Source organism: Aquibacillus rhizosphaerae (assembly GCF_030282825.1).
GTDB classification, from domain to species: Bacteria; Bacillota; Bacilli; order Bacillales; family Amphibacillaceae; genus Aquibacillus_C; species Aquibacillus_C rhizosphaerae.
On record NZ_JASTZU010000034.1, the window covers coordinates 108,719 to 132,082 of the forward strand.

Annotated in this window: 26 protein-coding genes; 24 read left to right on the forward strand and 2 right to left on the reverse strand. The window is 34.6% G+C overall.

Annotation, left to right across the window (positions count from 1 at the left end):
• Positions 1 to 56 precede the first annotated feature (56 nt).
• The 10 genes from QQS35_RS10135 to QQS35_RS10180 all read left to right on the forward strand — a co-directional run bounded on the left by QQS35_RS10135 (position 57) and on the right by QQS35_RS10180 (position 8,051).
• On the forward strand, positions 57 to 926 hold the full coding sequence (locus QQS35_RS10135) for a hypothetical protein (RefSeq protein WP_285931950.1): 870 nt from the start codon (positions 57 to 59) through the stop codon (positions 924 to 926).
• Between the two features lie 19 nt (positions 927 to 945).
• Positions 946 to 2,211 carry a tetratricopeptide repeat protein gene (locus QQS35_RS10140; RefSeq protein ID WP_285931951.1) on the forward strand — a complete coding sequence of 422 codons (1,266 nt, stop codon included), beginning with the start codon at positions 946 to 948 and terminating at the stop codon, positions 2,209 to 2,211.
• Positions 2,212 to 2,243: 32 nt separating this feature from the next.
• Entirely contained in the window at positions 2,244 to 2,825 is a 582-nt protein-coding gene (locus QQS35_RS10145; protein WP_285931953.1) for a ReoY family proteolytic degradation factor, read from the forward strand.
• 107 nt (positions 2,826 to 2,932) lie between these two features.
• Positions 2,933 to 3,391 carry a YpiF family protein gene (locus tag QQS35_RS10150; RefSeq protein ID WP_285931954.1) on the forward strand — a complete coding sequence of 153 codons (459 nt, stop codon included), beginning with the start codon at positions 2,933 to 2,935 and terminating at the stop codon, positions 3,389 to 3,391.
• Between the two features lie 290 nt (positions 3,392 to 3,681).
• Positions 3,682 to 4,191: a ubiquinol-cytochrome c reductase iron-sulfur subunit gene (locus QQS35_RS10155; RefSeq protein WP_285931955.1), complete on the forward strand. Its 510-nt coding sequence runs from the start codon at positions 3,682 to 3,684 to the stop codon at positions 4,189 to 4,191.
• Positions 4,192 to 4,194: 3 nt separating this feature from the next.
• A complete protein-coding gene (gene qcrB / locus QQS35_RS10160) occupies positions 4,195 to 4,869 on the forward strand; it encodes a menaquinol-cytochrome c reductase cytochrome b subunit (protein WP_285931956.1) in 675 nt (224 codons plus the stop codon).
• A 29-nt stretch (positions 4,870 to 4,898) separates the two neighbouring features.
• A complete protein-coding gene (locus QQS35_RS10165) occupies positions 4,899 to 5,678 on the forward strand; it encodes a menaquinol-cytochrome c reductase cytochrome b/c subunit (RefSeq protein ID WP_285931957.1) in 780 nt (259 codons plus the stop codon).
• A 188-nt stretch (positions 5,679 to 5,866) separates the two neighbouring features.
• Positions 5,867 to 6,454, forward strand: coding sequence for a lipoprotein heptaprenylglyceryl N-acetyltransferase LhaT (gene lhaT, locus QQS35_RS10170; protein WP_285932053.1), 588 nt, complete (start codon positions 5,867 to 5,869; stop codon positions 6,452 to 6,454).
• Positions 6,455 to 6,522: 68 nt separating this feature from the next.
• A complete protein-coding gene (locus QQS35_RS10175; RefSeq protein WP_285931958.1) occupies positions 6,523 to 7,293 on the forward strand; it encodes a sporulation protein YpjB in 771 nt (256 codons plus the stop codon).
• A gap of 71 nt (positions 7,294 to 7,364) precedes the next feature.
• Positions 7,365 to 8,051 (forward strand): zinc metallopeptidase, encoded by a 687-nt coding sequence (locus QQS35_RS10180; RefSeq protein WP_285931959.1) that lies wholly within the window; start codon positions 7,365 to 7,367, stop codon positions 8,049 to 8,051.
• Positions 8,052 to 8,188: 137 nt separating this feature from the next.
• Here the strand turns inward: QQS35_RS10180 and QQS35_RS10185 are convergent, their stop codons facing one another.
• Together QQS35_RS10185 and QQS35_RS10190 are read right to left on the reverse strand one after the other, a co-directional pair.
• Positions 8,189 to 8,416 (reverse strand): hypothetical protein, encoded by a 228-nt coding sequence (locus tag QQS35_RS10185; protein ID WP_285931961.1) that lies wholly within the window; start codon positions 8,414 to 8,416, stop codon positions 8,189 to 8,191.
• Between the two features lie 621 nt (positions 8,417 to 9,037).
• Positions 9,038 to 9,910, reverse strand: coding sequence for a YitT family protein (locus QQS35_RS10190; protein WP_285931962.1), 873 nt, complete (start codon positions 9,908 to 9,910; stop codon positions 9,038 to 9,040).
• Between the two features lie 217 nt (positions 9,911 to 10,127).
• Here QQS35_RS10190 and QQS35_RS10195 point away from each other — a divergent pair, with 217 nt between their 5' ends.
• The 14 genes from QQS35_RS10195 to asnS all read left to right on the forward strand — a co-directional run bounded on the left by QQS35_RS10195 (position 10,128) and on the right by asnS (position 23,288).
• Positions 10,128 to 10,487 (forward strand): nucleotide pyrophosphohydrolase, encoded by a 360-nt coding sequence (locus tag QQS35_RS10195; RefSeq protein WP_285931963.1) that lies wholly within the window; start codon positions 10,128 to 10,130, stop codon positions 10,485 to 10,487.
• Positions 10,480 to 11,283, forward strand: coding sequence for a 4-hydroxy-tetrahydrodipicolinate reductase (dapB, locus tag QQS35_RS10200; RefSeq protein WP_285931964.1), 804 nt, complete (start codon positions 10,480 to 10,482; stop codon positions 11,281 to 11,283). Before QQS35_RS10195 ends, dapB begins: the two co-directional genes overlap by 8 nt.
• 13 nt (positions 11,284 to 11,296) lie before the next feature.
• Complete coding sequence (mgsA, locus tag QQS35_RS10205) at positions 11,297 to 11,719, forward strand: methylglyoxal synthase (RefSeq protein ID WP_285931965.1); 423 nt, start codon at positions 11,297 to 11,299, stop codon at positions 11,717 to 11,719.
• Positions 11,716 to 12,843, forward strand: a complete 1,128-nt coding sequence (bshA, locus tag QQS35_RS10210; RefSeq protein WP_285931966.1) for an N-acetyl-alpha-D-glucosaminyl L-malate synthase BshA — start codon at positions 11,716 to 11,718, stop codon at positions 12,841 to 12,843. Before mgsA ends, bshA begins: the two co-directional genes overlap by 4 nt.
• A 1-nt stretch (position 12,844) precedes the next feature.
• Positions 12,845 to 14,032: a CCA tRNA nucleotidyltransferase gene (locus QQS35_RS10215; RefSeq protein ID WP_285931967.1), complete on the forward strand. Its 1,188-nt coding sequence runs from the start codon at positions 12,845 to 12,847 to the stop codon at positions 14,030 to 14,032.
• Positions 14,023 to 15,000, forward strand: a complete 978-nt coding sequence (locus tag QQS35_RS10220; protein ID WP_285931968.1) for a biotin--[acetyl-CoA-carboxylase] ligase — start codon at positions 14,023 to 14,025, stop codon at positions 14,998 to 15,000. The genes QQS35_RS10215 and QQS35_RS10220 overlap by 10 nt, the downstream gene beginning before the upstream one ends.
• A gap of 13 nt (positions 15,001 to 15,013) precedes the next feature.
• Positions 15,014 to 15,850 (forward strand): 3-methyl-2-oxobutanoate hydroxymethyltransferase, encoded by an 837-nt coding sequence (gene panB, locus QQS35_RS10225; RefSeq protein WP_285931970.1) that lies wholly within the window; start codon positions 15,014 to 15,016, stop codon positions 15,848 to 15,850.
• A 5-nt stretch (positions 15,851 to 15,855) separates the two neighbouring features.
• On the forward strand, positions 15,856 to 16,725 hold the full coding sequence (panC, locus tag QQS35_RS10230) for a pantoate--beta-alanine ligase (RefSeq protein WP_285931971.1): 870 nt from the start codon (positions 15,856 to 15,858) through the stop codon (positions 16,723 to 16,725).
• A 15-nt stretch (positions 16,726 to 16,740) separates the two neighbouring features.
• Entirely contained in the window at positions 16,741 to 17,130 is a 390-nt protein-coding gene (gene panD / locus QQS35_RS10235; RefSeq protein ID WP_285931973.1) for an aspartate 1-decarboxylase, read from the forward strand.
• Positions 17,131 to 17,337: 207 nt separating this feature from the next.
• The gene (gene dinG, locus QQS35_RS10240) at positions 17,338 to 20,133 is read left to right on the forward strand and encodes an ATP-dependent DNA helicase DinG (protein ID WP_285931974.1); all 2,796 of its coding nucleotides are present in this window, start codon (positions 17,338 to 17,340) and stop codon (positions 20,131 to 20,133) included.
• Positions 20,134 to 20,192: 59 nt separating this feature from the next.
• The gene (locus QQS35_RS10245; RefSeq protein WP_285931975.1) at positions 20,193 to 21,008 is read left to right on the forward strand and encodes a ComEC/Rec2 family competence protein; all 816 of its coding nucleotides are present in this window, start codon (positions 20,193 to 20,195) and stop codon (positions 21,006 to 21,008) included.
• A 250-nt stretch (positions 21,009 to 21,258) separates the two neighbouring features.
• Positions 21,259 to 21,432, forward strand: a complete 174-nt coding sequence (locus tag QQS35_RS10250) for a YpmA family protein (protein ID WP_285931976.1) — start codon at positions 21,259 to 21,261, stop codon at positions 21,430 to 21,432.
• Positions 21,398 to 21,928: a cell wall elongation regulator TseB-like domain-containing protein gene (locus QQS35_RS10255; protein WP_285931977.1), complete on the forward strand. Its 531-nt coding sequence runs from the start codon at positions 21,398 to 21,400 to the stop codon at positions 21,926 to 21,928. The genes QQS35_RS10250 and QQS35_RS10255 overlap by 35 nt, the downstream gene beginning before the upstream one ends.
• A gap of 67 nt (positions 21,929 to 21,995) precedes the next feature.
• Positions 21,996 to 23,288, forward strand: a complete 1,293-nt coding sequence (asnS, locus tag QQS35_RS10260) for an asparagine--tRNA ligase (RefSeq protein ID WP_285931978.1) — start codon at positions 21,996 to 21,998, stop codon at positions 23,286 to 23,288.
• Positions 23,289 to 23,364 lie beyond the last annotated feature (76 nt).

Here is a 23,364-nt window from a genome sequence, read left to right on the forward strand (position 1 = left end):
CATAGTTTTAAAAAAACCTTCATACCTTGTACAAATCCAAAAGGAGAGGATTCGGTATGGGGGTTTATTATTTTTCTAGTGACCATATTTACGAGCACGGAAAATGGGAATCGCGAAACATATTTATTAATGATGATAAATTTACAACTACACTAAGTAATTTGGAAAGAGCAAAAGAAATGAATGTAGAACAACTTTGGATAGGCCCTGGAAAAATATATGTAGACCTCGAAGAGCCAATAATCGACCAAGAAAGTTATGAAAGCGCGATAACGAAATATATATACCGTGGTTGCTCGTTATTGATTTGTCAGTTACCAATAAAAAGTAACTTTAAATTCAGAGAAATGTTTATTGAATTTAAAGAAAAACTTACCTCTCTTTCACCGATTGATTTTATGATTGCTCCGCGCATTCCAGCCTCAAAACTAACGATTGAACAAGTTAAATTTTTTGGTAGAGAAAAAGTACCCTTTATATTAATTGATGAACCAAATGAGAAAAAAATAAAGAAAGTTAAATGGGGTTGGATCCAACAAACACAAAGTTTTTCTAAGACACCAATTAAATATACGTCTGATAACCTAAAGCCGAATTTTAAGGTTTGGAATAAAATTTGCGAAAAATATAAGATCGATACCTTTTACGAAGAAGTGACGAAAGAACCACTTTCAAAAGAAATTTTAAGAATAACAGGAATATCCCCACATAAAGGCGAATTTTTACACCAAGGGTGTGCGGATTATAATTTATTTAACCTTCCAAGTAAGCCATCAATTGAAGAACAATCAAAATTCAGATATCATAAAGCTATTCCTGTAATTGCAATTTCAAACGGAAACGTTATTAAATCAAATAATATTGTTCACTCTGATGTAGCAAAAGGAGTTTACACAAAAGTGTCGATACCCAGACATTTTTTGTGATTGGAAAGGATGAGTTTAAATGGAAGAAATACATGAAGCAATACAATTAATGGAACAAGATAAAGCGGAAGAAGCTATTAAGGCGCTTGAAACCTTTATACCTACTGCTGGTGAGGATGAAAAATTCACAATAGCTGAATTATATATGCAATGGGGCATGTTGGAAGAAGCAAAATCTATACTTATTCAATTATCACAATCTTATCCAAATGAATCCGAATTAAAGCTAATGTTAGCTGAGATTTATATTGATTTAGAAGAAGATGATGAGGCTATCGATATTCTTAATCAGTTTGGACCTGAAGATGAAGAGTATATGGGTGCTTTAGTTCAATTAGCTGATTTATATCAAGCCCAAGGCTTATTTGAAGTTGCTGAGCAAAAATTGTTAGAAGCTAAGAATATTGATCCTATGGAACCGCTTGTTGATTTCGCACTTGGAGAATTATCTTTTTCAAATGGTGAATATCAAAAGTCAATTCCATATTTTGAAAAGGCTTTTGAAGCTCATAAAGTAGTAGCAGATGTTGAAGTAGGTGTTCGATTAGCGGAAGCATATGCCGCTACTGGAGAATTTGAAAAATCGATGGAGTACTATCAATCTACAGCGAGTGAAGATCCAGAGCATTTATTCCGTTATGGATTTATTGCATTTCGAGCAGACCGTTTAGATATAGCGGTAAATATTTGGGAACAGTTACTAAATCTAGACCCTAACTTCCAATCTGTATATTTGTACCTTGCTCAAGCTTATGAGACAGAAGGAAGAATTGATGAAGCATATGAAACGGCACAAAAAGGGTTAAAAGTTGATGAATTTAATAAAGAACTATTTCATTTAGCGGGATTATTAGCCCACCGCTTAGGAGACAAAGAAGCTAGCTTTCACTATATTAAAGAAGCTGTTGCTATAGATCCAGGATTTAAAGAGGCCATTCTATTTTTAGTTGAAAACTACAAACAAGCAAGTGATGAAGAAGCGATAATTGAATTATTAACCCATGTGATAGAACTTGGAGAAACAGATGATTATTATAAATGGGAACTTGCACGAGCATACAATGAAATAGAATCATATGATAATGCATTAAACCTCTACAAAGATGCATATAATACTTTTAAAGATGATTCAGATTTTCTTTCAGAATATGGATACTTTCTTGTTGAGGAAGGGAGGATAGCTGAAGGTATTGATATTTTTACAAGATACCTCACTGTAGAGCCTACTGATTCAGTTATCGAAGAATATCTTGATCGATTAAAACAAAATGAGGACAGCTTATAAAAGGGTCTCTTTTAACTAGGAGGGGACAGAAGTTGAGCACGTCAGTTTCTATCAAGGATAAAAAAGAATTTATACGATGGTTCTTAAGTAATTATCAGTTAAAAAAAAGAGAAAGTGTGTGGATTTTAAATTACTTAATTAACCACGACTCTTTATTAAAAAAGGTTCATTTTGTAAGAGAAGCACGCTATTGTCCACGGGGAATTGTTATTTCAACACATTGTTCTAAAGATGTACCATTTCGTTTTTATAAAAATCATATTGTAACAACCGATGCAGAAAAATCGTTTCATGATATTCGCTTAAATCGAAATGAACCTATTTATATACAGCTGAGTTTTAGAAATTCAATTCAATGTGCTACTTACGTTGCTGTATTAGAAGATAATCCATTTTTACCTGAAGACTTTTTTATAACAAATAAAGAAAAAGAGATAGCTAAAGACGTATTAGAGATTTCACTGTTTGATTATCAGAAGGATAGGTTGCAATCTAAGATAGATGTGGCGTTAGATAATCGAGACAAGGTTGCATTTAAAAAATACTCCGAACAGCTGACTAATTTAGAAAAACATTTTGATAGAAAACATGAAAACGGGAAGTTAAAACAATAATAATTTTTAAAATAGTGAAACGGATTTCACAATTTACGTGAAATTCGTTTTTTATTATGATAAATTTAGAAAAATAGACAAATAATAGTGAGAGGCTGATTCATTTCATGCAATGGAATAAAGATGACATCAAGCAATATATTGAAGTAACAGAATATGTAGATACGCTATTAATTCCTTTAATGCCATTTACGATGAATATGGACAAGCAAGTAGAGAAAATAGTTGTTCAAGGCGAGTTAATAAAGATTTTTTCAAGCGAATTAGAAAGACGGTTTAAAGGTAGAATATTTTTAACACCTTCATTTACATACTTATCAGAGAGTGATAAAGGTAACGGTGTTGAGCAGTTAAATAAATGGGTAGAAGAAGCGATGGACAATCCATTTAAACATGTGTTCTTTTTGACCTTTGACGCACAGTGGAAAAAATTTGAATCTAAAATGAATGGAAACCTCTTATGGTTTCCATCTGTTCAGAGCGGTGACTTAAATTCAGAAGCTACAAAATCTATGATAAAAGATCAAATCTCCCAAGTTATGGAATTGATTCGTTCCTATTGGTAAGTATCAATACTTTTTTATATTTCTTAAATAAGACTTTGTTTTGAATTAGAAAAGCAATAATAATCAGTTAATGGTGCAAGTAAATGGTCTAAAGTATTCTTTTTGATAGAACCTAGAAAGCGGTGTTACTTACGTCATGTGCTTTTTTGGAGACCTTAACCGACAAAATAGTCTATTAAGTAGAGATATTTTATTGACCGGGCTTCTCGTTTGCGCTATCATTGTATTGTCCTAGTAAACTGTGAGAAAAAATTACCATGTAGGTGAATAAGCACAGAGGGGGGTAAAGGATGAGTGAAAAGAGAAAACAAGTATCCCGTCGCCAATTTTTAAATTATACGCTAACGGGTGTAGGGGGATTTATGGGTGCCGCTATGCTTGCTCCGATGGTTCGGTTTGCAATCGATCCTGCACTACAGACATCTGCTCAAGGAGATTTTAAAGCTGTAGCTCAAGTCGATGAAATAACAACAGAACCACAACGTATTGATTGGACAATTGATCAAGTTGACGCATGGTATGAATCAGAAGTAACAAAAAGTGCATGGGTATATAAAACAGAAGATGGAGATATATTAGCACTTTCTCCGGTATGTAAGCACCTTGGATGTGTTGTAACATGGCAAGGGAGCGAAGAATATCAGGATCAGTTCTTTTGTCCGTGTCATGACGGAAGATACTACAAAGATGGTGTGAATGTTCCAAATACACCTCCAGCAGCAGCTTTAGATGTATTTCAACATAAGGTTGAAGATGGAACATTGTACCTTGGAAAAGCAGTACCGAGAGAGGAGTTGTAGACAATGCTACAAAAGATATATGATTGGATTGATGAACGTGTCGATATTACGCCATTGTGGCGAGATATTGCTGATCACGAAGTTCCTGAACACGTAAACCCTGCTCATCATTTTTCAGCATTTGTTTACTGTTTCGGTGGTTTAACATTTTTTGTAACAGTTATTCAAGTACTATCTGGAATGTTTCTTACAATGTATTACGTTCCTGATATTGAAAATGCTTGGAAGTCTGTGTATTACTTACAAACGGAAGTAGCGCATGGACAAATCGTAAGAGGAATGCACCACTGGGGTGCTAGTGTTGTTATTGTTATGTTGTTTCTACATACATTGCGAGTATTCTTCCAAGGGGCATACAAAAAACCACGTGAACTAAACTGGATGGTTGGAGTTTTAATTTTCTTTGTTATGCTAGGTTTAGGTTTAACAGGTTATTTACTTCCATGGGATAATAAAGCGTATTTTGCAACACAAGTAACACTAGAAATAGCTGAAGGTGTGCCGTTTATAGGAGAAGCTACCAAAACGTTACTCGCTGGGGATCCGGAAATTGTTGGTGCACAAACATTAACAAGATTTTTTGCCATTCACGTGTTTTTCTTGCCAGCGGCTTTATTTGGATTGATGGCAGCACACTTTATTATGATTCGTAAACAAGGTATTTCTGGACCGCTTTAAGATTTGACTGTTACAAAGGAGGGAAAGCTGTGAAAAAAGGTAAGGGAATGCAGTTTGTCGGTGACTCGCGTATAACTGCTGACAAAAAGAAGTTTATACCTAAAGACTACTCAGAATACCCTGGTAAAACCGAAGCATTTTGGCCTAACTTTCTTTTAAAAGAGTGGTTAGTAGGTGCGGTCTTTTTAGTCGGATTTTTATGTTTGACTGTAGCACATCCGGCACCACTAGAAGGACCAGCAGATCCTACTGATGCTGCTTATTTACCTTTACCAGACTGGTATTTCTTATTTTTATATCAATTATTAAAGTATGAATTTGCAGGCGGAACTTATTTTGTCTTAGGCGCTATGGTAATCCCAGGACTAGCTTTTGGTGGTCTTTTGTTGGCACCATTCCTAGATACAGGAGCAAATAGAAGACCTACCAAACGGCCGATTACAGTTTCGTTAATGTTACTTGGCGTAGTATCTGTTATTTGGTTAACATGGGAAGCTGCTGACCACGTTGATTGGGAAGCAAAAGCTGAACAAAACAAACCAATCCCAGAAACTGCTGTTGAAGTTGATACAGAAGATCCAGGTTATGCTGTTTATGAAAACAGTTGTCTACAGTGTCATGGAGATTCCCTAGGTGGTGGTGCAGCTGCACCAAGCTTAATTGGAATTGAATATACAGTCGAAGAAATTAAAACAATTGCTGTCGAAGGTATAGACACAATGCCTGCAGGACAATTCCAAGGAACAGATGAAGAATTACAACAGCTTGCCGAATTTATCGTTTCGACAAATGAACAAGCTGCTGAGTAAAAGATAAATCCCTCGCATTTTCTAGTGCGAGGGATTTTCTATTTCAAATAATTATATTCTATTCCTAAATGATTAGCATTTAATCTAAGTTGAATCTTGGCAATTTCTATTTAATTCTATATACTTGCCGTTAAGGAATGTAGTTGAATCGATTTAAAAAGTGAAAGGAATAATCTGTTATGGTTACTATGTTAAAGCAATTACTAATTGATCGAGGTTTTTTAATTCTATTATTTATAGTAAATCTTTTTGGTACTATTTATGGCTATATATGGTATGAGGGTCAATTAGCTATTACCCCAGCAAAATATCTAATCTTTGTACCAGACAGTCCTACAGCTAGTCTGTTTTTTACGATATTTTTACTTTTCTTTATTTTCAAAAAAAATGTTCCGTACATTGAAGCATTAGCGATTGTGACTTTATTTAAATACGGTATATGGGCGGTGGTAATGAATTTACTAACATTAACTGTTAATGGTTACCTTTCACCTGCTGGCTATATGTTAATTGCTTCTCATGGCGCAATGGCTATTCAAGGGCTATTATACGCTCCTTATTACAAAATAAAACTTAGACATATTGTTGTAGCTGGTATTTGGACATTGCACAATGATGTCATTGATTATGTATTTGAAATGATGCCCATTTACTCTTCTTTAACGACGTATATGAATCAGATAGGCTATTTTACTTTTTGGCTAAGTATTGCTTCATTAGCGATCGCCTATTTTTTAACCGTAAGAAAAAATAGTCAAGTTCATTACAATTTTTAATTTTTGGTCTAAACTTGTCTCTTTCATCATACATTTTCAGAGAGAATGAATGAGAAGAGGGGATCTCTATGTTACAACGTACACCTATTATTTTATTAAGTATTTTATTTCTTGGGATAACTTGGAGCACAGGGTCTCCATTTATACATAATAAAGTTGTCGCACACCACACAGAAATAGAGGATACGCTCTACCAATACGATAGGTATGTTGCCGAAGAAAGGTATGAAACAGCTTCTATTTTTTTATCACAACATAAACAAGAACTTGCTCAATTATTTGCAAACCAATCTGCTGATATTGAAGAAGAATTAGTATCCCTATTAGAGTTGAATACCACTATTATCAATGATGAGTCTTTTCCGAAACAATATAAAAGTAATCAAGCTCAAAGCTTATTATTAGCTGTTGATTCTATTCAAAACCAAAATGATCCGATTTGGTTAAAGTGGAAATCAAATCTTGAAAGTACACTTTCAAATTACTTGGATTCAGAACAAGTTACAGAACAACAGGTTGAGAAGATTATGACAGAATATCAAATTATTCAGCCAGCTTTAAGAGTAGCGTTAGATGAAGAACAGTATAATGAATTAGCTACTTCATACGAACAATTAAGGGAAAGTGAAACCGTAACAGGAGATTCTGCTCAATTAAAGGCTGTCTTCCGTCAAACGCAACTCCTGGATATATCCACTGATAGTGGAAGTCAAACCGGAAAGTGGAACTTTATTTGGATGATGTCTGTCGTAGGAGGATTTATCACACTTACATTATCTTACGTTACTTGGAAAAAGTATAAAGGTGAGAAGAAGAGTGAAAAGCAGACAATAAATTAGTTGACTATTACCACAAGTTTGACTAAAATTGACCTTAGTAAGTTGAGAAATATATCAATGGAGGAATGGACATGTTTGGTGGGTTAGGTGGTTATTTAATTTACATCGCGTTATTACTTATTATACCGCTTTGGGCTCAATCAAAGGTGAAAAGTACGTACAAAAAATATTCAAAAGTTGCGACTTCATCTTATATGACGGGTGCGCAAGTAGCACGTAAAATTTTAGACGAAAATGGCTTGTATAATGTTACTATTGAAGAAACAAGAGGAACATTATCCGACCACTATGATCCAAGAAAAAAAGTAGTTCGCTTGTCTACTAATAATTTTCATGGGCATTCCATGGCTGCTGCAGCAATTGCTGCGCATGAAGTTGGACATGCAATACAAGATGCAGAAGCTTATGCGTTTCTTCGCTTCCGACACTCTTTATTTCCAATTGCGAGTTTAGGGGATAAGATGTCATTTATCTTAATTATCGCTGGTGCATTACTTGACCTAATGAACTTGGTGTTGATTGGTGTTATCTTTATGGCATTTGCTGTACTTTTCCAATTAGTGACTCTACCAGTCGAGTTTGATGCTTCGAATCGTGCAATGGGACAACTTGTTTCTAGTGGCGTAATCCGAAATAATGAAGAGAGACAAACGAAAAAGGTATTGAATGCTGCGGCATTAACATACGTAGCAGCTGCTATGGTTGCTGTTGCCGAACTTATCAGGTTCGTACTTATGTTTGTTGGAAGTGAGGATTAAATAAAAGTTAAGCTCACTTTTTAATTAGTTCTGATTATTCTAATCGCAGTAAGATTAGAACCATAATAAATAATTAGCAGAAACGCTCTAAGTTTTCCCACTCAGAGCGTTTTTTTTTTTTTACCAAAATCTGTTTGTTAATTTGGATTTTTGTTACTGGTTTCTTTTTTGATTAACCAATATTGTATAAATCCCATAATTCCACCTATAAAACCTGAAATTACAAGAGCTATACCCATTAAAATGTCATATATTCCTTGTATATTCAATAAGTAATTCACACCACTAAACCCCAATAGTATCCCTGCTGTACTCATTATAAAAATCACTGTTGGGTTTTCTGGGGTTTTACTCTTCTTTCCCATAGATCATCCTCTCCTTTTATAATAACCAGCAAATGATACTTTGCATATGAGTTGCTCCGCTATTTAGTGTCTTACTCCATCAAAACAGGACAACCTTTCTACCTGAGTTGACTGTTTAAGTTTGGTTTCTATTAATAGTCTTAATAACCACTTTATATAAAGTCCGCACTAACTTAATTATCATTTTCTTTTATCTCTTACAAGGTGAATGGAAATACGACGCTGCGGAAAAACACTCTCATTTCCGTGGGGAACGCTTCAGTCTCCTCGCTCGTAAAGAACGCTCACTGCGGGACCTTCAGACTGTTTCTTTCACACTGGAGTCTCGCATTTTCCTTACGCTTCGTATAGTTTTCTTTTCAAGTGAGAGGTAGTTGGTTTTTTTCCATGTACTAGTACGTATTAAAAAAACTTAACTATCATAAGAAAGATTATTTATAGATGCTGTTATCATTGGATCAAGTTAAATTGTAGGCACTCCTGCAGGAACAGCATATGTTTTCGCTGGGACGAGTAATCGCAGTCCCAGGAGCTGAAGATCCACTCAGAATCGGTTTTATCCTGAGTTAGTTAAAGCCGTGCCTGCGGAAAGGGAGCCAATATCGCTTGAGGAGCGAGTAACTAATCAGATAACGGTTTTTTATTCTCATCCAAAGTAAATCCTTCGCCTAAAACATCATGCACCGAAGTTACCGCAACAAAGGCATGTGGATCAATACTACTTATGATGCCCTTTAAGCGTACAATTTCTGTTCTAGCCACCACACAATATAGCACATCTCTATTTTCGCCAGTATAACTTCCCTTTCCTTGAAGAACAGTTACACCACGATCCATCTCTTTCATAATTTTTTTTGCAATATCATCGCTTTGAGACGATATGATGGTGGCCCCCCTAGCAGAATAGGAACCTTCTTGGATGAAGTCTATGACTCGAGCTGCAATATAGACAGCCACAAGGGTATACATACCTTCCACCAACTCTAAATAAAAAACAACCGATGCAACAATAACAACTGCATCAAATAAAAACATTGTTTTCCCCATACTCCAGCCAACATATTTATGAACTATTCTCGCAATAATATCTACCCCGCCTGTTGTACCACCGAACTTAAAGATGATACCTAAGCCGATGCCAATTGATACACCTGCAAATAGAGCGACGAGTGTCATGTCCGATTGCATATGCATTTGGAATTGATTTAGTTGAAAAATATACAAAAATACGGATACAGCAAGTGTGCCAATCACGGTATAGATAAATGTACTTTTTCCTAAGAACCGCCATCCAATAATAAACGTTGGTATATTTAAAACGATATTTAAAATAGCTGGATCCCAATCCCATAAAAAATAGAACAATAGTGTAATCCCTGTAAATCCACCTTCACCTAAATTATTTTGCATATTAAAATGGACGATTCCAAATGAAAAAATTGCTGCACCAATTAATATAAAAATAATATTTTTAACTTTTAGACCAAACATCATTTCATTTCACCTCTGTTTATTTAACAATAATTATTATCCATAACAGGAGAAAAGCATAGGTATCATTTCACCTGTTGTTGTTAATAATCCTTATTCATTATAGTCAAAGATATTGTTCCTAACAATCATATGTTATTTATGAGATTTAAAATTTGTCAAAATATCTCCTTTTAGCTAACATTGTAAGTGGAAAAGAAGGTAAAAAGGAGTATATCTAATGACCAATGAAAAAATATACAATACAAAAGAAATGCAAACAAGAGTAAACGATTATATTTCTCAGTTCGAAGAGGGTTATTTCCAACCATTAAGTATGATGGCAAGATTTACTGAAGAAATCGGAGAACTTGCTCGAGAAGTAAATCACGTTTATGGAGAAAAACCTAAAAAAACGAGTGAACAACAAAACACAATTGAAGATGAATTAGGAGATATTCTTTTTGTAGCTATTTCATTTGCAAATTCATTAGATTTAGATGTAGCTAAAGCATTTGATAAATCAATGTCTAAAATAGAAACAAGAGACAAAAATCGTTGGACAAGAATTGAAAAAGTGGAGGATGAAAGCAATGAATAAAAAAATTAGAGTGATTGTTGCAGGCCCAAGAGGTAAAATGGGAAGTGAAGCATTACGTATGATTCAAAGAGAAGATGATTTAGAGCTGGTTGCTTGTCTTGACCATAAATATGATGGTAAAAAAATAAGTGATATAGATGGCTTACCTTCATTTGATGTAACTATCTATGAAGATATTGAACAATGTTTTCAGTCTGTAAAAGCAGATGTGCTCGTAGACCTAACTACACCAGAATTTGGTTATAAACACACAAAGACAGCATTAGAATATGGTATTCGACCAGTGGTAGGAACAACTGGATTTACGAAAGAACAATTGGAGGAACTAACTCAACTGGCTGAAGAAAAAGAATTAGGTACTGTGATAGCGCCAAACTTTGCCGTGGGTGCAGTTTTGATGATGCAATTTGCTAAATGGGCCGCTAAGTATTTTCCAGATGTAGAAATCATAGAACGTCACCATGACCAAAAGCTTGATGCACCATCAGGTACAGCAGTAAAAACTGCAGAATTAATTCAAGAAGTAAGAGTAAGTAAAATCCAAGGTCATCCAAATGAAAAAGAAACACTTGCTGGTGCTCGTGGCGCAGACGTGGATGGTATGAAAATACATAGTGTTAGATTACCAGGATTAATCGCTCATCAAGAAGTAGTTTTTGGAGGATCAGGTCAAAATTTAACAATTAAACATGACACGTTCCATCGCGAGTCGTTTATGTCTGGTGTTAAACTTGCTATTGATCATGTAGTTAAAATTGATCTGCTTGTTTATGGATTGGAAAATTTATTAGACTAAGGGGAGATATATAATGAACATTGCTTTAATTGCTCATGATAAAAAGAAAACGGATATTGTCAATTTTTCTATTGCCTATACGTCAATTTTAAAACAGCACAATTTATTTGCTACAGGAACAACTGGTTTAAAGATTTCTGAAGCAACGGGACTTGATGTACACCGTTTTAAATCTGGTCCTCTAGGTGGGGACCAGCAAATTGGTGCTCGGATTGCTGATAATGAAATGGATATTGTTATTTTCCTAAGAGATCCGTTAACTGCTCAGCCTCATGAACCAGACATTTCGGCCTTGTTGAGATTATGTGATGTTTATCAGATACCGCTAGCAACAAACTTAGGTGGAGCAGAGGTTTTGATTCGTGCTCTTGAAGATGGGTACCTTAATTGGAGAGATATTATTAAAGATAAAAAGCAAGAAGGCAATGAGGAATGAAAAAGATAGGTATTACTTGCTATCCAACTGTAGGTGGTTCTGGTGTTATTGCTACTGAACTTGGTAAGTTGTTAGCTAAAAATGGACATCAGATTCATTTTATAACATCGAGTGTCCCGTTTCGTTTAAACAATGTATATTCTAATATCTATTTTCATGAAGTAGAAGTAAACCATTATCCTGTTTTTCAATATCCGCCATATGACCTAGCGCTTGCGAATAAAATGGCTGAAGTCATTGATACACATGAATTGGATATTCTTCATGTTCATTATGCTATGCCACATGCCATATGTGCTATATTGGCAAAAGAAATGGCTGAAAGAGACGTGAAAATCGTTACAACACTTCATGGAACAGACATTACTGTTCTTGGCATAGATAAGAGCTTAAAGAAAATGATTAAACACGGGATTGAAAAGTCTGATACAGTAACAGCTGTATCAGGAAGTTTAGTAGCACAAACTAAAGAGATGTTAGAAATTGAGAAACCAATCGATGTTGTTTATAATTTTGTTGATGAATCAGAGTATTATTACAAAAACAATCCAGATCTCAAGCAACAATATCATATTAAAAAACATGAAAAAGTACTCATACATATTTCAAATTTTAGAAAAGTAAAAAGGGTTCAAGATGTTATCCGTGTCTTTGAAAAAGTAAACAAACAACTTCCTTCTAAATTATTATTAATAGGAGACGGACCCGAATACTCAGAGATTTTCCAATTAGTGAGAGAATTAGGTTTAGAGAATGAGGTATTATTTTTAGGAAAACAAAAAAATATTGCTGAGTTGTTGTCTATTGCCGATTTAAAACTATTGTTATCTGAGAAAGAAAGTTTTGGTCTTGTTCTATTAGAAGCAATGGCTTGTGGTGTACCATGTATTGCAACCAATGTAGGTGGTATTCCTGAAGTAATTGAAGATAATTACAATGGTTTTATAATAGAAGTAGGTGATATTGATAGCATGGCCAGAAAGTCCCTTGAAGTATTAACGAATAAGCAATTGTGGTCAGAGTTTTCAAGCAATGGCCTTAAACATCTTCAGCAAAATTTCAGTGCTGAGATGATTTTGAATCAATATGAAACTATTTATGATAAAACAATAGCCGGTGATTAATATGTTAGAAAATGAATTTGAAAATGCGATACAAATAGTAAAACTTCTCCAACAAAACGGGCATAAAGCCTATGTTGTTGGGGGAGCTGTTCGAGATCAGATTTTAGGTCGTGAGATTGGTGATATTGATATTACTACATCAGCTATTCCAACAGATGTTCAATCGATTTTTGATAAAGTTATACCAGTCGGGATTGAACACGGAACGGTAATTGTAAGGTATCACGGTGAATCGTTTGAAGTAACCACTTTTCGAATCGAAGGAGACTACTCTGATTTTCGTCATCCAGATAAAGTTCATTTTGTAGATCGAATTGAAGAGGATTTATCACGGCGTGATTTCACCATCAATGCAATTGCAATGAACGTTGATGGAAAAATCATCGATCCGTTTTTTGGTGTGAAAGATATAAATAATCGCCTAATTCGTACAGTCGGTAAAGCTGAACAGCGATTTTATGAAGATCCTTTACGTATATTGCGAGCTCTTAGGTTTTCCAGTCAGTTAGGTTTCTCAGTTGAAAAAAATACTAAGATATCATTATTAGCAAACATAGAATGGATAAAAAAACTAGCCATTGAGCGTGTGGCAGTGGAAATAGAGAAACTTTTTGCTGGAACAAATATCAAAAAAGCAATGCCATTATTGCTTGATTCTAGAATTGATAAATTTCTACCAATTTTTAAAGACAAATCTGATTTGTGGAAGTGTTTTTGCACCCTTTCAACACCTGTTCCAACATTAACAGAATTTATCACTTTAGGTCATTTATATGATCGTTCTGTTCCTATAGAAACCTGGGTGAAACAATGGAAATTATCAAAACAAATAAAAAAGGATTCGTTCAAGTTGGTTGAATTATTTGATGATTTTGAAGCAAATCATCTAAATAAATGGTTAGTCTATCGTTTGCCAACTTATTTAATTCAAAGTTTTATTCATATCGTTTCTGTCCTGTTAAATGAACAGATTAAAGAAGAAACAATCAGAGAAATGCAAGGTACATTGCCGATACAGGAAAGAAAAGAATTGGCCATGAATGGGCAGGATATCCTTTATTTGAATCCAAATAAGCCAAAAGGTCCTTGGATAAATGATTGTATTCTTCAATTAGAAAAAAATGTTGTAACGGGGGACGTTGAAAACAATAAAAAAGACATAAGAGAGTGGGTAAAGCAGTGGAAGTAACTACCCGACAACATTTAATAGCATTGTTAGAAAAAAATATAGAGGATTATATTTCAGGTCAAGATCTATCAACCAAGCTTGAAATATCCCGTACAGCTGTATGGAAACACATGAAAGAGTTGGAAAAGGATGGTTATGTAATTGAGGCTGTTCCTAGAAAAGGATATAAAATTATCGATTTTCCAACCAAAGTAAGTGCAAATACGCTTCAATGGGGATTACAGACAAACTGGCTAGGTAACCACTTTATCCATAGGGAGACGGTTGATTCAACCCAAACGATGGCTTTGCAATTGGCATCCACTGGTGCAGAACACGGAACAGTTGTCATAGCTGATGAGCAAACAGCTGGTAGAGGAAGAATGCAACGAAACTGGCATTCTCAAAAAGAACAAGGGATATGGATGAGCCTCATTTTAAAGCCACCATTGTTACCAAACCAAGCTCCGCAAGTTACATTACTTGCCGCAACTGTACTTGCGGATGTCATTAATGATTATCTAAAAATTAGACCAGCAATAAAATGGCCTAATGACATCTTAATTAACGACAAAAAGGTTGCAGGGATCTTAACAGAGATGCAAGCAGAACAAGATCAAATACAATATGTTGTATTAGGGATTGGACTAAACGTAAATCAAACGGAAGCAATGTTTCCAACAGAAATAAGAGAACTTGCTACATCATTAAAAATGGAATCAAAAAAAGAATTGAATCGAACTGAATTGGTTCAAAAGATTTTAAAAACTTTTGAGCAATCTTATGAACGATTCGTTAACAATGGTTTTACTGATATTAAGGAGAAATGGGAAAGCTATGGTTATAAATTAGGAGAAAGTGTAGTAATTACAACTCCTAAAAAACAGTGGTCTACAGTACTCGAAGGTATTGAATCAGATGGGGCCTTACGGGTTATGAACGAAGATGGAACAAGACAGACGTTATATTCAGCTGAAATAAAGTGGTAAGGGGATTTAAATGATGAAAACGACGTTACAATTACAAACGATGAAGCACGAAAACGAAAAGATTACCATGGTTACTGCTTATGATTATCCTTCCGCAAAAGTGGTAGAGGAAGCAGATATTGACACAATTTTAGTTGGTGATTCTTTAGGAATGGTCGTATTGGGATATGATTCAACAATTCAAGTAACCATGGATGACATGATTCACCATGCAAAAGCAGCAAGAAGAGGTGCACCTAATACGTTTATCGTTGTCGATATGCCATTTATGTCTTATCATGTTTCTTTAGAAAATTCTTTAAAAAATGCCCAAAGATTGTTTCAGGAAACGGGTGCTAATAGCCTAAAAGTAGAGGGTGCAACAGATGAGATCTTAACGTTTACGGAGCGATTAACTAGTGCTGGAATTCCTGTTGTTGCTCACTTAGGTCTTACGCCACAGTCTGTTAATGTATTAGGTGGCTACCGTGTACAGGGAAAAGATAAAAAAACGGCGCAGAAACTAGTAGATGATGCATTAGCACTTGAAAAGAATGGGGCGGTTGCGCTTGTACTTGAATGTATTCCGAAAGAATTAGCAAAAGTTATTACGTCGAAGTTAAACATTCCCACAATCGGAATTGGAGCAGGACTTGATTGTGATGGACAAGTATTAGTTTATCATGATATTTTACAATATGGGACTGGTAGACTCCCTAGGTTTGTTAAACCTTATTTTGATACGAATGTAAATTTCACCAATTCCATTCAATCATTCGTAACGGATGTGAAAAACAGGTCATTTCCAGACACTGAACACACCTATACGATGAATTCAGATGTTTTAGTGGATTTAAAGCTGGAGGAATAAAAAGTATGGACATCATAAGATCCGTAAAAGATATGCAACAGTTAATTATTGATCAAAAACGAAAAGGAAAAAAAATAGGTTTTGTTCCAACGATGGGTTTTTTACATGAAGGGCATGAGAAGTTAATACAAAATGCTCGAGAAAATAATGATATAGTTGTCATTAGTATCTTTGTTAATCCATTACAATTTGGACCAAATGAAGATTTTGAACGGTACCCTCGAGATGAAGAACATGATAAGTTGATTAGTGAAAACAACCATGTTGATTTTTTGTTTATTCCTACCGTCGAAGCGATGTATCCTTCTGAGTTGGCTATTGCTATGGATTTAACTAAGCGAGTAGATGTGCTTTGTGGTCGTACAAGAGAAGGTCACTTCTCAGGGGTAGTCACCGTTCTTGCTAAGCTATTTAACATTGTATTGCCTGACAATGTTTATTTTGGAATGAAGGATGCACAGCAAATAGCTGTAGTAGACTCTTTAATAAATGATCTAAATTATCCAATCCAGTTGAATCCAGTTCCTACTGTAAGAGAAAGCGATGGTCTTGCTAAAAGTAGCCGAAATGTGTACCTGCAAGAACAGGAAAGAAAAGTAGCACCATCTATTTTTCAAGCTTTACAGTTTGGACAAAAAATGGTTATTGACGGAGAAAAAAATCCTGTTATCATTGTTAAAGAAGTAGAGAATTTCATTCTACAGCAGACAACTGGTAAAATAGATTATGTAGAAATATTGAGTTATCCAGAATTAACACCAGTTCAAACGATTAATCAACAAGTCATACTTGCAACTGCAGTACATTTTAAAAATGCAAGGTTAATTGATAACATTGTTATTGATCATACTGGGTTAATTTCTAAACGGATATAATAGGGGGAACTTGTTATGCTACGTACTATGATGAAAGCAAAAATTCATCGTGCACGTGTAACTGAAGCCAATTTAAATTATGTAGGCAGTATAACTATAGATGAAGAAATTTTGGAGCAAGTAGGTATTCTACCTCACGAAAAAGTGCAAATTGTAAATAACAATAATGGTGAACGGTTAGAAACCTATGTAATACCCGGTGAAAAAGGTAGTAAAGTAATTTGTTTAAATGGAGCAGCGGCAAGACTTGTTCAAAAAGATGATATAGTAATTATTGTTTCTTATGCAATTATTTCAAATGATGAGTTAGCGACATTTAAACCTAAAGTTGCTTTAATGAACGAAAACAATGATATTGTTGAGTTGATCGATCAAGAACCACCTTTAACAATTTTTGGAGATTAATAATTTGGAGAGACAACTCTTATCAATTATAGTTTTGATAAGAGTTTTTATTTCTTATATTGTTTTAACGTAATTCATTTTTGAAAGTAACTAAACGAGTCCGATACATGTAGGTATATGGGTTGGATTAGAAGATTAAGAACTCGTAACGTAAGTCTGAGTTACTTCCTGAGTTTTTCTGAATATAGTTATAATGGAGATGAAAATTTGAGGAAATTTGTTGTAGTTGATTTAGAGACAACCGGTCATACACCTTCTAAAGGAGATCGAATTATTGAAATAGGAATTGTAATCCTCCATGAAGGGCAAATAATAAAAGAATATTCATCACTAATAAACCCAAATACAGACATACCTTCGTTTATAACTAATCTTACGGGTATAACAGATTCTGATGTGAAAGACGCTCCATCGTTTAAAGCGGTAGCAAATGAAGTAATAGAATTATTTACTGATTCATACATAGTAGCACATAACATACCGTTTGACTTAGGTTTCTTAAATTATGAACTTGAAAATGTGGGTTTAAAAGCCCTTAATCAACCCGTTCTTGATACAGTCGAGTTAGCTCGAATTTTATTGCCACAAGCACCCGGTTTTAAGCTAGGGCAATTGTCTGAGTATCTTTCATTACAACATGATGATCCACACCGTGCACTCTCAGATGCTTATGTGACAGCTAAACTACTTGATGTTTTATTAGATAAGCTGAACCGATTACCGTATGAAACACTTCATCAATTGCAAGTAATGGAACAACGTTTGAAAAGTGATTTAGATGGAATTTTAGATAAGCGTATCGAACAATTAACTTTTGAGCCTTTAGAACGTGATGACTTGGAAATATATCGAGGTCTAGCATTAAAAAAAGAAGGGAAACACGAACAAGATAAACAGGTAAATGAAATTCTTTCTTACGGTGAATTATTGGATAGTTTTTTCCAATCGAATAGTAGTCTTAGCGAAGTAATGGAAAATTATGAACAAAGACAAGGACAAAGGGAAATGTCTGAGTTGATTTTTGATTCTTTTCGATCATCTCAACACGCATTAATTGAAGCTGAGACGGGCACAGGGAAATCGTTAGCGTACCTAATACCAGCCATTTACGAATCGGTTACCAACAAGGAGCGAGTTGTAGTAAGTACGCATTTAACCCAGCTACAAACTCAATTACTCGACAAAGAAATACCTGTTTTAGAACAATTATTACCATTTGACTTTAGCGTTGCACTTATTAAAGGAAAACAACATTATTTGAGTTTAAATAAGTTTGAAAAGGAATTATTTTCAAGCACTCAAGATAATTATGATATAACGTTAACCAAGACAATTATACTCATTTGGTTGACTGAAACGTTAACAGGAGATATCGATGAGATACAATTACCATCTAGCGGTAAACTTTTCTTTAGAAGAGTTTCTACCGATTCAGAAGGGGCGATCGATCCTAGGTCGCCATGGTTTACAAGGTCGTTTTATCAACGTGTTCGGACGAAAGCGCAAAAAGCAAATTTAATAATAACGAACCATTCTTTGTTATGTACGGATCTTGTTAGTGAATATCAATTGTTACCATCTTATCAAAAAGTAATTATTGATGAAGCACATCATCTGGAAGCTACAGCAGCAAAGCATTTTGGTCTAAAATTAGACTATATAAATATCCAATTTATTTTAAACAGCATTGGTTCCCTTCAGGAAGGGGATTGGATTAATAAACTTAGCAATAATTATCCTTGTGTTAAGGAGACAATCACAGATTATAAATGGGATAAGTGGTGGCAAGATACGAAGATCGAAGCAGATGAATTATTTCGGTATTTATTTACTTATGTTATTGACCAACACAAAAAGGATGTTGCAATAAACGATATAGGTAGGTATCAGTATCGAATTGATGAAGAAAATGAAATACAATCAAAGTGGAATACGATTACCGAAATGGTAACACGATTATCATTTAATCTGAGAGATTTAATTCATATCTTATCTACGATAAAACAAGATTTTGTGAAACAGGAAGTAGAAGATGAAATTGATGAAATACAATCAATGATAGGTCGATTGCAAATGATAATTGATGATTTAGAACAGTTATTTTTACAACCGGATCATTCACAAGTGAAGTGGGTAGAAATTGAAGCATATGGTGCAAAAAACGCTGTCTACCTATTTTGTGAGCCGGTAGATGTATCAAAAATTCTTTATGAACACCTTTTTAATGAGAAAAAAAGTGTTGTTTTAACAAGTGCAACGTTAACAATGAGTAAGTCTTTCAAGTTTATCCGGGAACGTTTAGGACTTAGTGAGTTAAGTGTAATTGAGAAAAAAATAGAATCACCTTATACGTATGACTCACAAGTCCAATTAATGGTACCTAATGATTTTCCGGATGTGAAGTACGGAAAACAAGATGATTTTGTATATGCAACCTGCGAAGCAATCCTTTCATTAGCTGAAATAACAAATGGACGAATGTTAGTACTATTTACATCTTATGACATGTTAAGAAAATCATATACACTGTTAAGAGAGATAATGGAGCAAGATGAATTTATGGTAATTGCTCAAGGTGTTTCGAGTGGAAGTAGGTCAAGGTTAAAAAAGAATTTTCAGGCCTTTGAACGAGCGATATTATTAGGCACGAGTTCATTTTGGGAGGGTGTTGATATCCCTGGAAGTGATTTATCTTGTATCATGATTGTTCGCTTACCGTTTCAACCACCAGATCATCCGATTTATGAGGCAAAGTCGCAACATTTAAAAGAAAATGGCAAAAATCCATTTATGGAATTGTCTTTACCAAATGCGGTTATACGGTTTAAACAGGGATTTGGACGGCTTATAAGGTCAAGTACGGATCGTGGTATCGTTTTTATCTGTGATGATAGAATTATGAAAGCCCGGTACGGAAAGTTTTTTATTGACTCCATCCCAAAAGTACCAGTAAGTTACAATAATACACAAAAATTAATGCAGTTAGCAGAAGATTGGTTATGATACGATTTGTGTTTTTACATACCCTATAGTTAGTTCGCTTTAGAGGGGAGTTGAGTTAAATGGAAAAAACACAAACATTTTTTATATGTATGATTAGCGCTTTAATGACTGTGATGTTAATCAGTATGGAAACAAAACCAACGAAGGCTGAATCAATAAAGGTATTAGAAGATGATGAACTTTACGTTGCGTTTCTGAACTTACCTGATGGAGAGGCAACGTTAATCAGAACAAATAATGAAAAAAGTTATCTGATTAACACAGGGTCAGAAAGAAGTGAAGAGGAATTACTTTTCCAATTGAAGGAATTAGACATTAAACAAATTGATGGGCTAATTTTAACGAAACAAACAAAGGATTACTGTGGGAATGCGGAACGTCTTATTGACCGATACAATATTGAAAATACGTTTCACACTGGAGAGTTAAGTAATTTATGTAATCAGCAAGTCAGTAGTAAAACCAAATTAATTAAATGGAGTTCAAACACGCAAGAAGAGCTAAGCGATCAATTGATTTTTAAGGTATTGGTAGCAGATGCGAATGGTGAAATGTCACTAGGGATTACTTATGGTAATAATTCAATTATGTATTTAAGTAACAGTGATGTAGATAGTGAACAAACCATTCTGAAACACGCGTTTAAGCCAAAGATACTAAAGGTTGGTGATTATGGTAAAGGTAATTCTCCAAGTTTTGCTTTTCTAAAAGAAATTGACCCACATATTAGCATCGTGTTTAACAGTGAAGGATCCGTCCCAAATGAAGGTCTGATTGAACGTTTAAATGAATCATGGGTAGATGTTTACCGACTAAAGCAGGTAGGGACAACCATTATTAAGATGGATTTAAAGGATTATGATATCTTATCATAATCCATCTTTAAAGTTATTAGAAGTTAATAAAAAAACTGTGCGCTATCTTAGCGCACAGGAAAAATAAAATATGGGTTAGGGTTATTTGTTGAAAAAAATGCAAATGACATTCAAAATATTAAATAGAAACTGTTATAATTTATATACAGCTTTCTTTTCAACTTATTATTAGTATGGGTTGCTTTAGGCTTTCTATGAGTAACAAATATTGAAAATTGTAAACAAACTTCGAATACAGGAGGAATTGACTATGGAAAATAATAAAATTGAGACATTATCAACAGTTAAAATACAGCATGCTGATGATTTATATAAAATAGTTGATAGCTTAAATCGTACATTAAAAGAGGATGACTTAATGTTTGGGTTGGCTCTAGACGAGGATGATAATGATAAAGCGATATTCACCATTTACCGCACCTAGTTGGTTTAAGTTGTCGATCGTAGTTTTTTTAATTATTTTTTTTGGTATAATTAGTTACAGTGTGTATGTATACAGTAGTGTCCAAGAAAACAAAACAGATGGATTTGAGCAATCAAAAGTTATTGCAAAAGAAGAAACAGAGTTAGTTAGTGTCGATGATGTGACTAGGTATCACGGAGATATTTATTATCATGTTGTCTTCGGCGAAACTGAATCAGGTGAATCAGCTGTTGCTTATGTTCCAGTAGAAAATGAGGATGAGTCCATCCAGTTCTTTCTTACTAGTGAATTCGTTTATAGTAGGGAAGATGTCTTAAATGAGTGGAGAAGCGAGTGTTCGTCTTGTGAACTTTATGGAGTGAATTTAGGTATTCATAATAATCTTCCGGTATGGGAAACAAAATACATAAATGGTGAGGATCGATTTGTATTTAAATATTATCCTGTTGACGGAAGTATGGTATTTTTTACTGATTTGAAACGTTCTTTATATTAATGAAGCTATCGCACCATGAAATTAAATAAACATCAAAATTTAATCAGGCAATACGGAGGTAATGAAAGTGAAAACAACAATAGATCAAGTTCCCAATTATGTAGGAGAAGAAGTTACGATAGGGGCATGGCTTGCAAATAAAAGGTCAAGTGGTAAGATTGCATTTCTTCAATTAAGAGACGGTACTGGCTTTATCCAAGGTGTGGTAGTTAAAGCGGAAGTTTCAGAAGAGATATTCCAAATAGCTAAAAACATTACACAAGAATCATCCATGTATATTACAGGTACAGTTGCCGAAGATTCGCGGTCACCATTTGGTTTTGAATTACAAGTAAAGTCAGTAGAAGTTATTCAAGAGGCAGTAGACTTTCCTATTACACCTAAAGAGCATGGAACAGAGTTTTTAATGGATCACCGCCATTTATGGTTACGTTCTAAAAAACAACATGCAATCATGAAAATCCGAAATGAAATTATTCGTGCAACCTATAATTTTTTCAATGAAAATGGTTATGTGAAAATTGATCCTCCAATCTTAACTGGATCTGCAGCAGAAGGTACAACAGAGCTATTCCACACACAATACTTCGATGAGGAAGCATATCTATCCCAAAGTGGTCAATTGTACATGGAAGCGGCTGCTATGGCTTTTGGGAAAGTATTTTCATTTGGGCCTACGTTTCGTGCTGAGAAGTCAAAAACCAGACGACATCTAATTGAATTTTGGATGATCGAACCTGAAATGGCGTTTATGGACCACGAAGATAGTTTGCAAGTGCAAGAACAGTACGTGAGTTACATTGTTCAGTCTGTACTTGAAAATTGCAAATTAGAACTAGGCACTTTAGAAAGGGATATTTCAAAATTAGAAAAAATACAAGCCCCTTTTCCTAGAATTACTTATGATGAAGCGATTGATCTCTTAAAAGAAAAAGGTTTTGAAGATATAAAATGGGGAGAAGACTTTGGTGCTCCGCATGAAACTGCAATTGCTGAAAGTTTCGATAAACCAGTGTTTATAACTCATTACCCTGCAGAGATTAAAGCATTTTATATGAAGCCTGATCCAAATCGCCCTGAAGTTGTTCTATGTGCCGATTTAATTGCGCCAGAAGGTTATGGTGAAATGATTGGTGGATCACAAAGAATTGATGATCTTGAATTGATGGAACAACGATATCAAGAACATAATTTAACTGGTGATGCCTATCAGTGGTATTTAGAGCTTCGTAAATACGGAAGTGTGCCACATTCAGGTTTTGGACTTGGACTTGAACGGACGGTTGCTTGGATTTCAGGTGTGGAACATGTTAGAGAGACCATTCCATTCCCGCGTTTATTAAATAGATTGTATCCATAACAAAAAAGAATCCCTTGCGTAATCATGCGTAAGGGATTTGCTTTGCTAACTGTAATAATTTGTATTCATTATTAAT

Excerpts from the sequence above, each read along its gene's own strand:
- QQS35_RS10135 (WP_285931950.1), top strand. The coding sequence starts at position 57 with ATGGGGGTTTATTATTTTTCTAGTGACCATATTTACGAGCACGGAAAA.
- QQS35_RS10140 (WP_285931951.1), top strand. The coding sequence starts at position 946 with ATGGAAGAAATACATGAAGCAATACAATTAATGGAACAAGATAAAGCG.
- QQS35_RS10150 (WP_285931954.1), top strand. The coding sequence starts at position 2,933 with ATGCAATGGAATAAAGATGACATCAAGCAATATATTGAAGTAACAGAA.
- QQS35_RS10155 (WP_285931955.1), top strand. The coding sequence starts at position 3,682 with ATGAGTGAAAAGAGAAAACAAGTATCCCGTCGCCAATTTTTAAATTAT.
- qcrB (WP_285931956.1), top strand. The coding sequence starts at position 4,195 with ATGCTACAAAAGATATATGATTGGATTGATGAACGTGTCGATATTACG.
- lhaT (WP_285932053.1), top strand. The coding sequence starts at position 5,867 with ATGTTAAAGCAATTACTAATTGATCGAGGTTTTTTAATTCTATTATTT.
- QQS35_RS10175 (WP_285931958.1), top strand. The coding sequence starts at position 6,523 with ATGTTACAACGTACACCTATTATTTTATTAAGTATTTTATTTCTTGGG.
- QQS35_RS10180 (WP_285931959.1), top strand. The coding sequence starts at position 7,365 with ATGTTTGGTGGGTTAGGTGGTTATTTAATTTACATCGCGTTATTACTT.
- QQS35_RS10185 (WP_285931961.1), bottom strand. The coding sequence starts at position 8,416 with ATGGGAAAGAAGAGTAAAACCCCAGAAAACCCAACAGTGATTTTTATA.
- QQS35_RS10190 (WP_285931962.1), bottom strand. The coding sequence starts at position 9,910 with ATGATGTTTGGTCTAAAAGTTAAAAATATTATTTTTATATTAATTGGT.
- QQS35_RS10195 (WP_285931963.1), top strand. The coding sequence starts at position 10,128 with ATGACCAATGAAAAAATATACAATACAAAAGAAATGCAAACAAGAGTA.
- dapB (WP_285931964.1), top strand. The coding sequence starts at position 10,480 with ATGAATAAAAAAATTAGAGTGATTGTTGCAGGCCCAAGAGGTAAAATG.
- mgsA (WP_285931965.1), top strand. The coding sequence starts at position 11,297 with ATGAACATTGCTTTAATTGCTCATGATAAAAAGAAAACGGATATTGTC.
- bshA (WP_285931966.1), top strand. The coding sequence starts at position 11,716 with ATGAAAAAGATAGGTATTACTTGCTATCCAACTGTAGGTGGTTCTGGT.
- QQS35_RS10215 (WP_285931967.1), top strand. The coding sequence starts at position 12,845 with ATGTTAGAAAATGAATTTGAAAATGCGATACAAATAGTAAAACTTCTC.
- panB (WP_285931970.1), top strand. The coding sequence starts at position 15,014 with ATGAAAACGACGTTACAATTACAAACGATGAAGCACGAAAACGAAAAG.
- panC (WP_285931971.1), top strand. The coding sequence starts at position 15,856 with ATGGACATCATAAGATCCGTAAAAGATATGCAACAGTTAATTATTGAT.
- panD (WP_285931973.1), top strand. The coding sequence starts at position 16,741 with ATGCTACGTACTATGATGAAAGCAAAAATTCATCGTGCACGTGTAACT.
- QQS35_RS10245 (WP_285931975.1), top strand. The coding sequence starts at position 20,193 with ATGGAAAAAACACAAACATTTTTTATATGTATGATTAGCGCTTTAATG.
- QQS35_RS10250 (WP_285931976.1), top strand. The coding sequence starts at position 21,259 with ATGGAAAATAATAAAATTGAGACATTATCAACAGTTAAAATACAGCAT.
- QQS35_RS10255 (WP_285931977.1), top strand. The coding sequence starts at position 21,398 with ATGATAAAGCGATATTCACCATTTACCGCACCTAGTTGGTTTAAGTTG.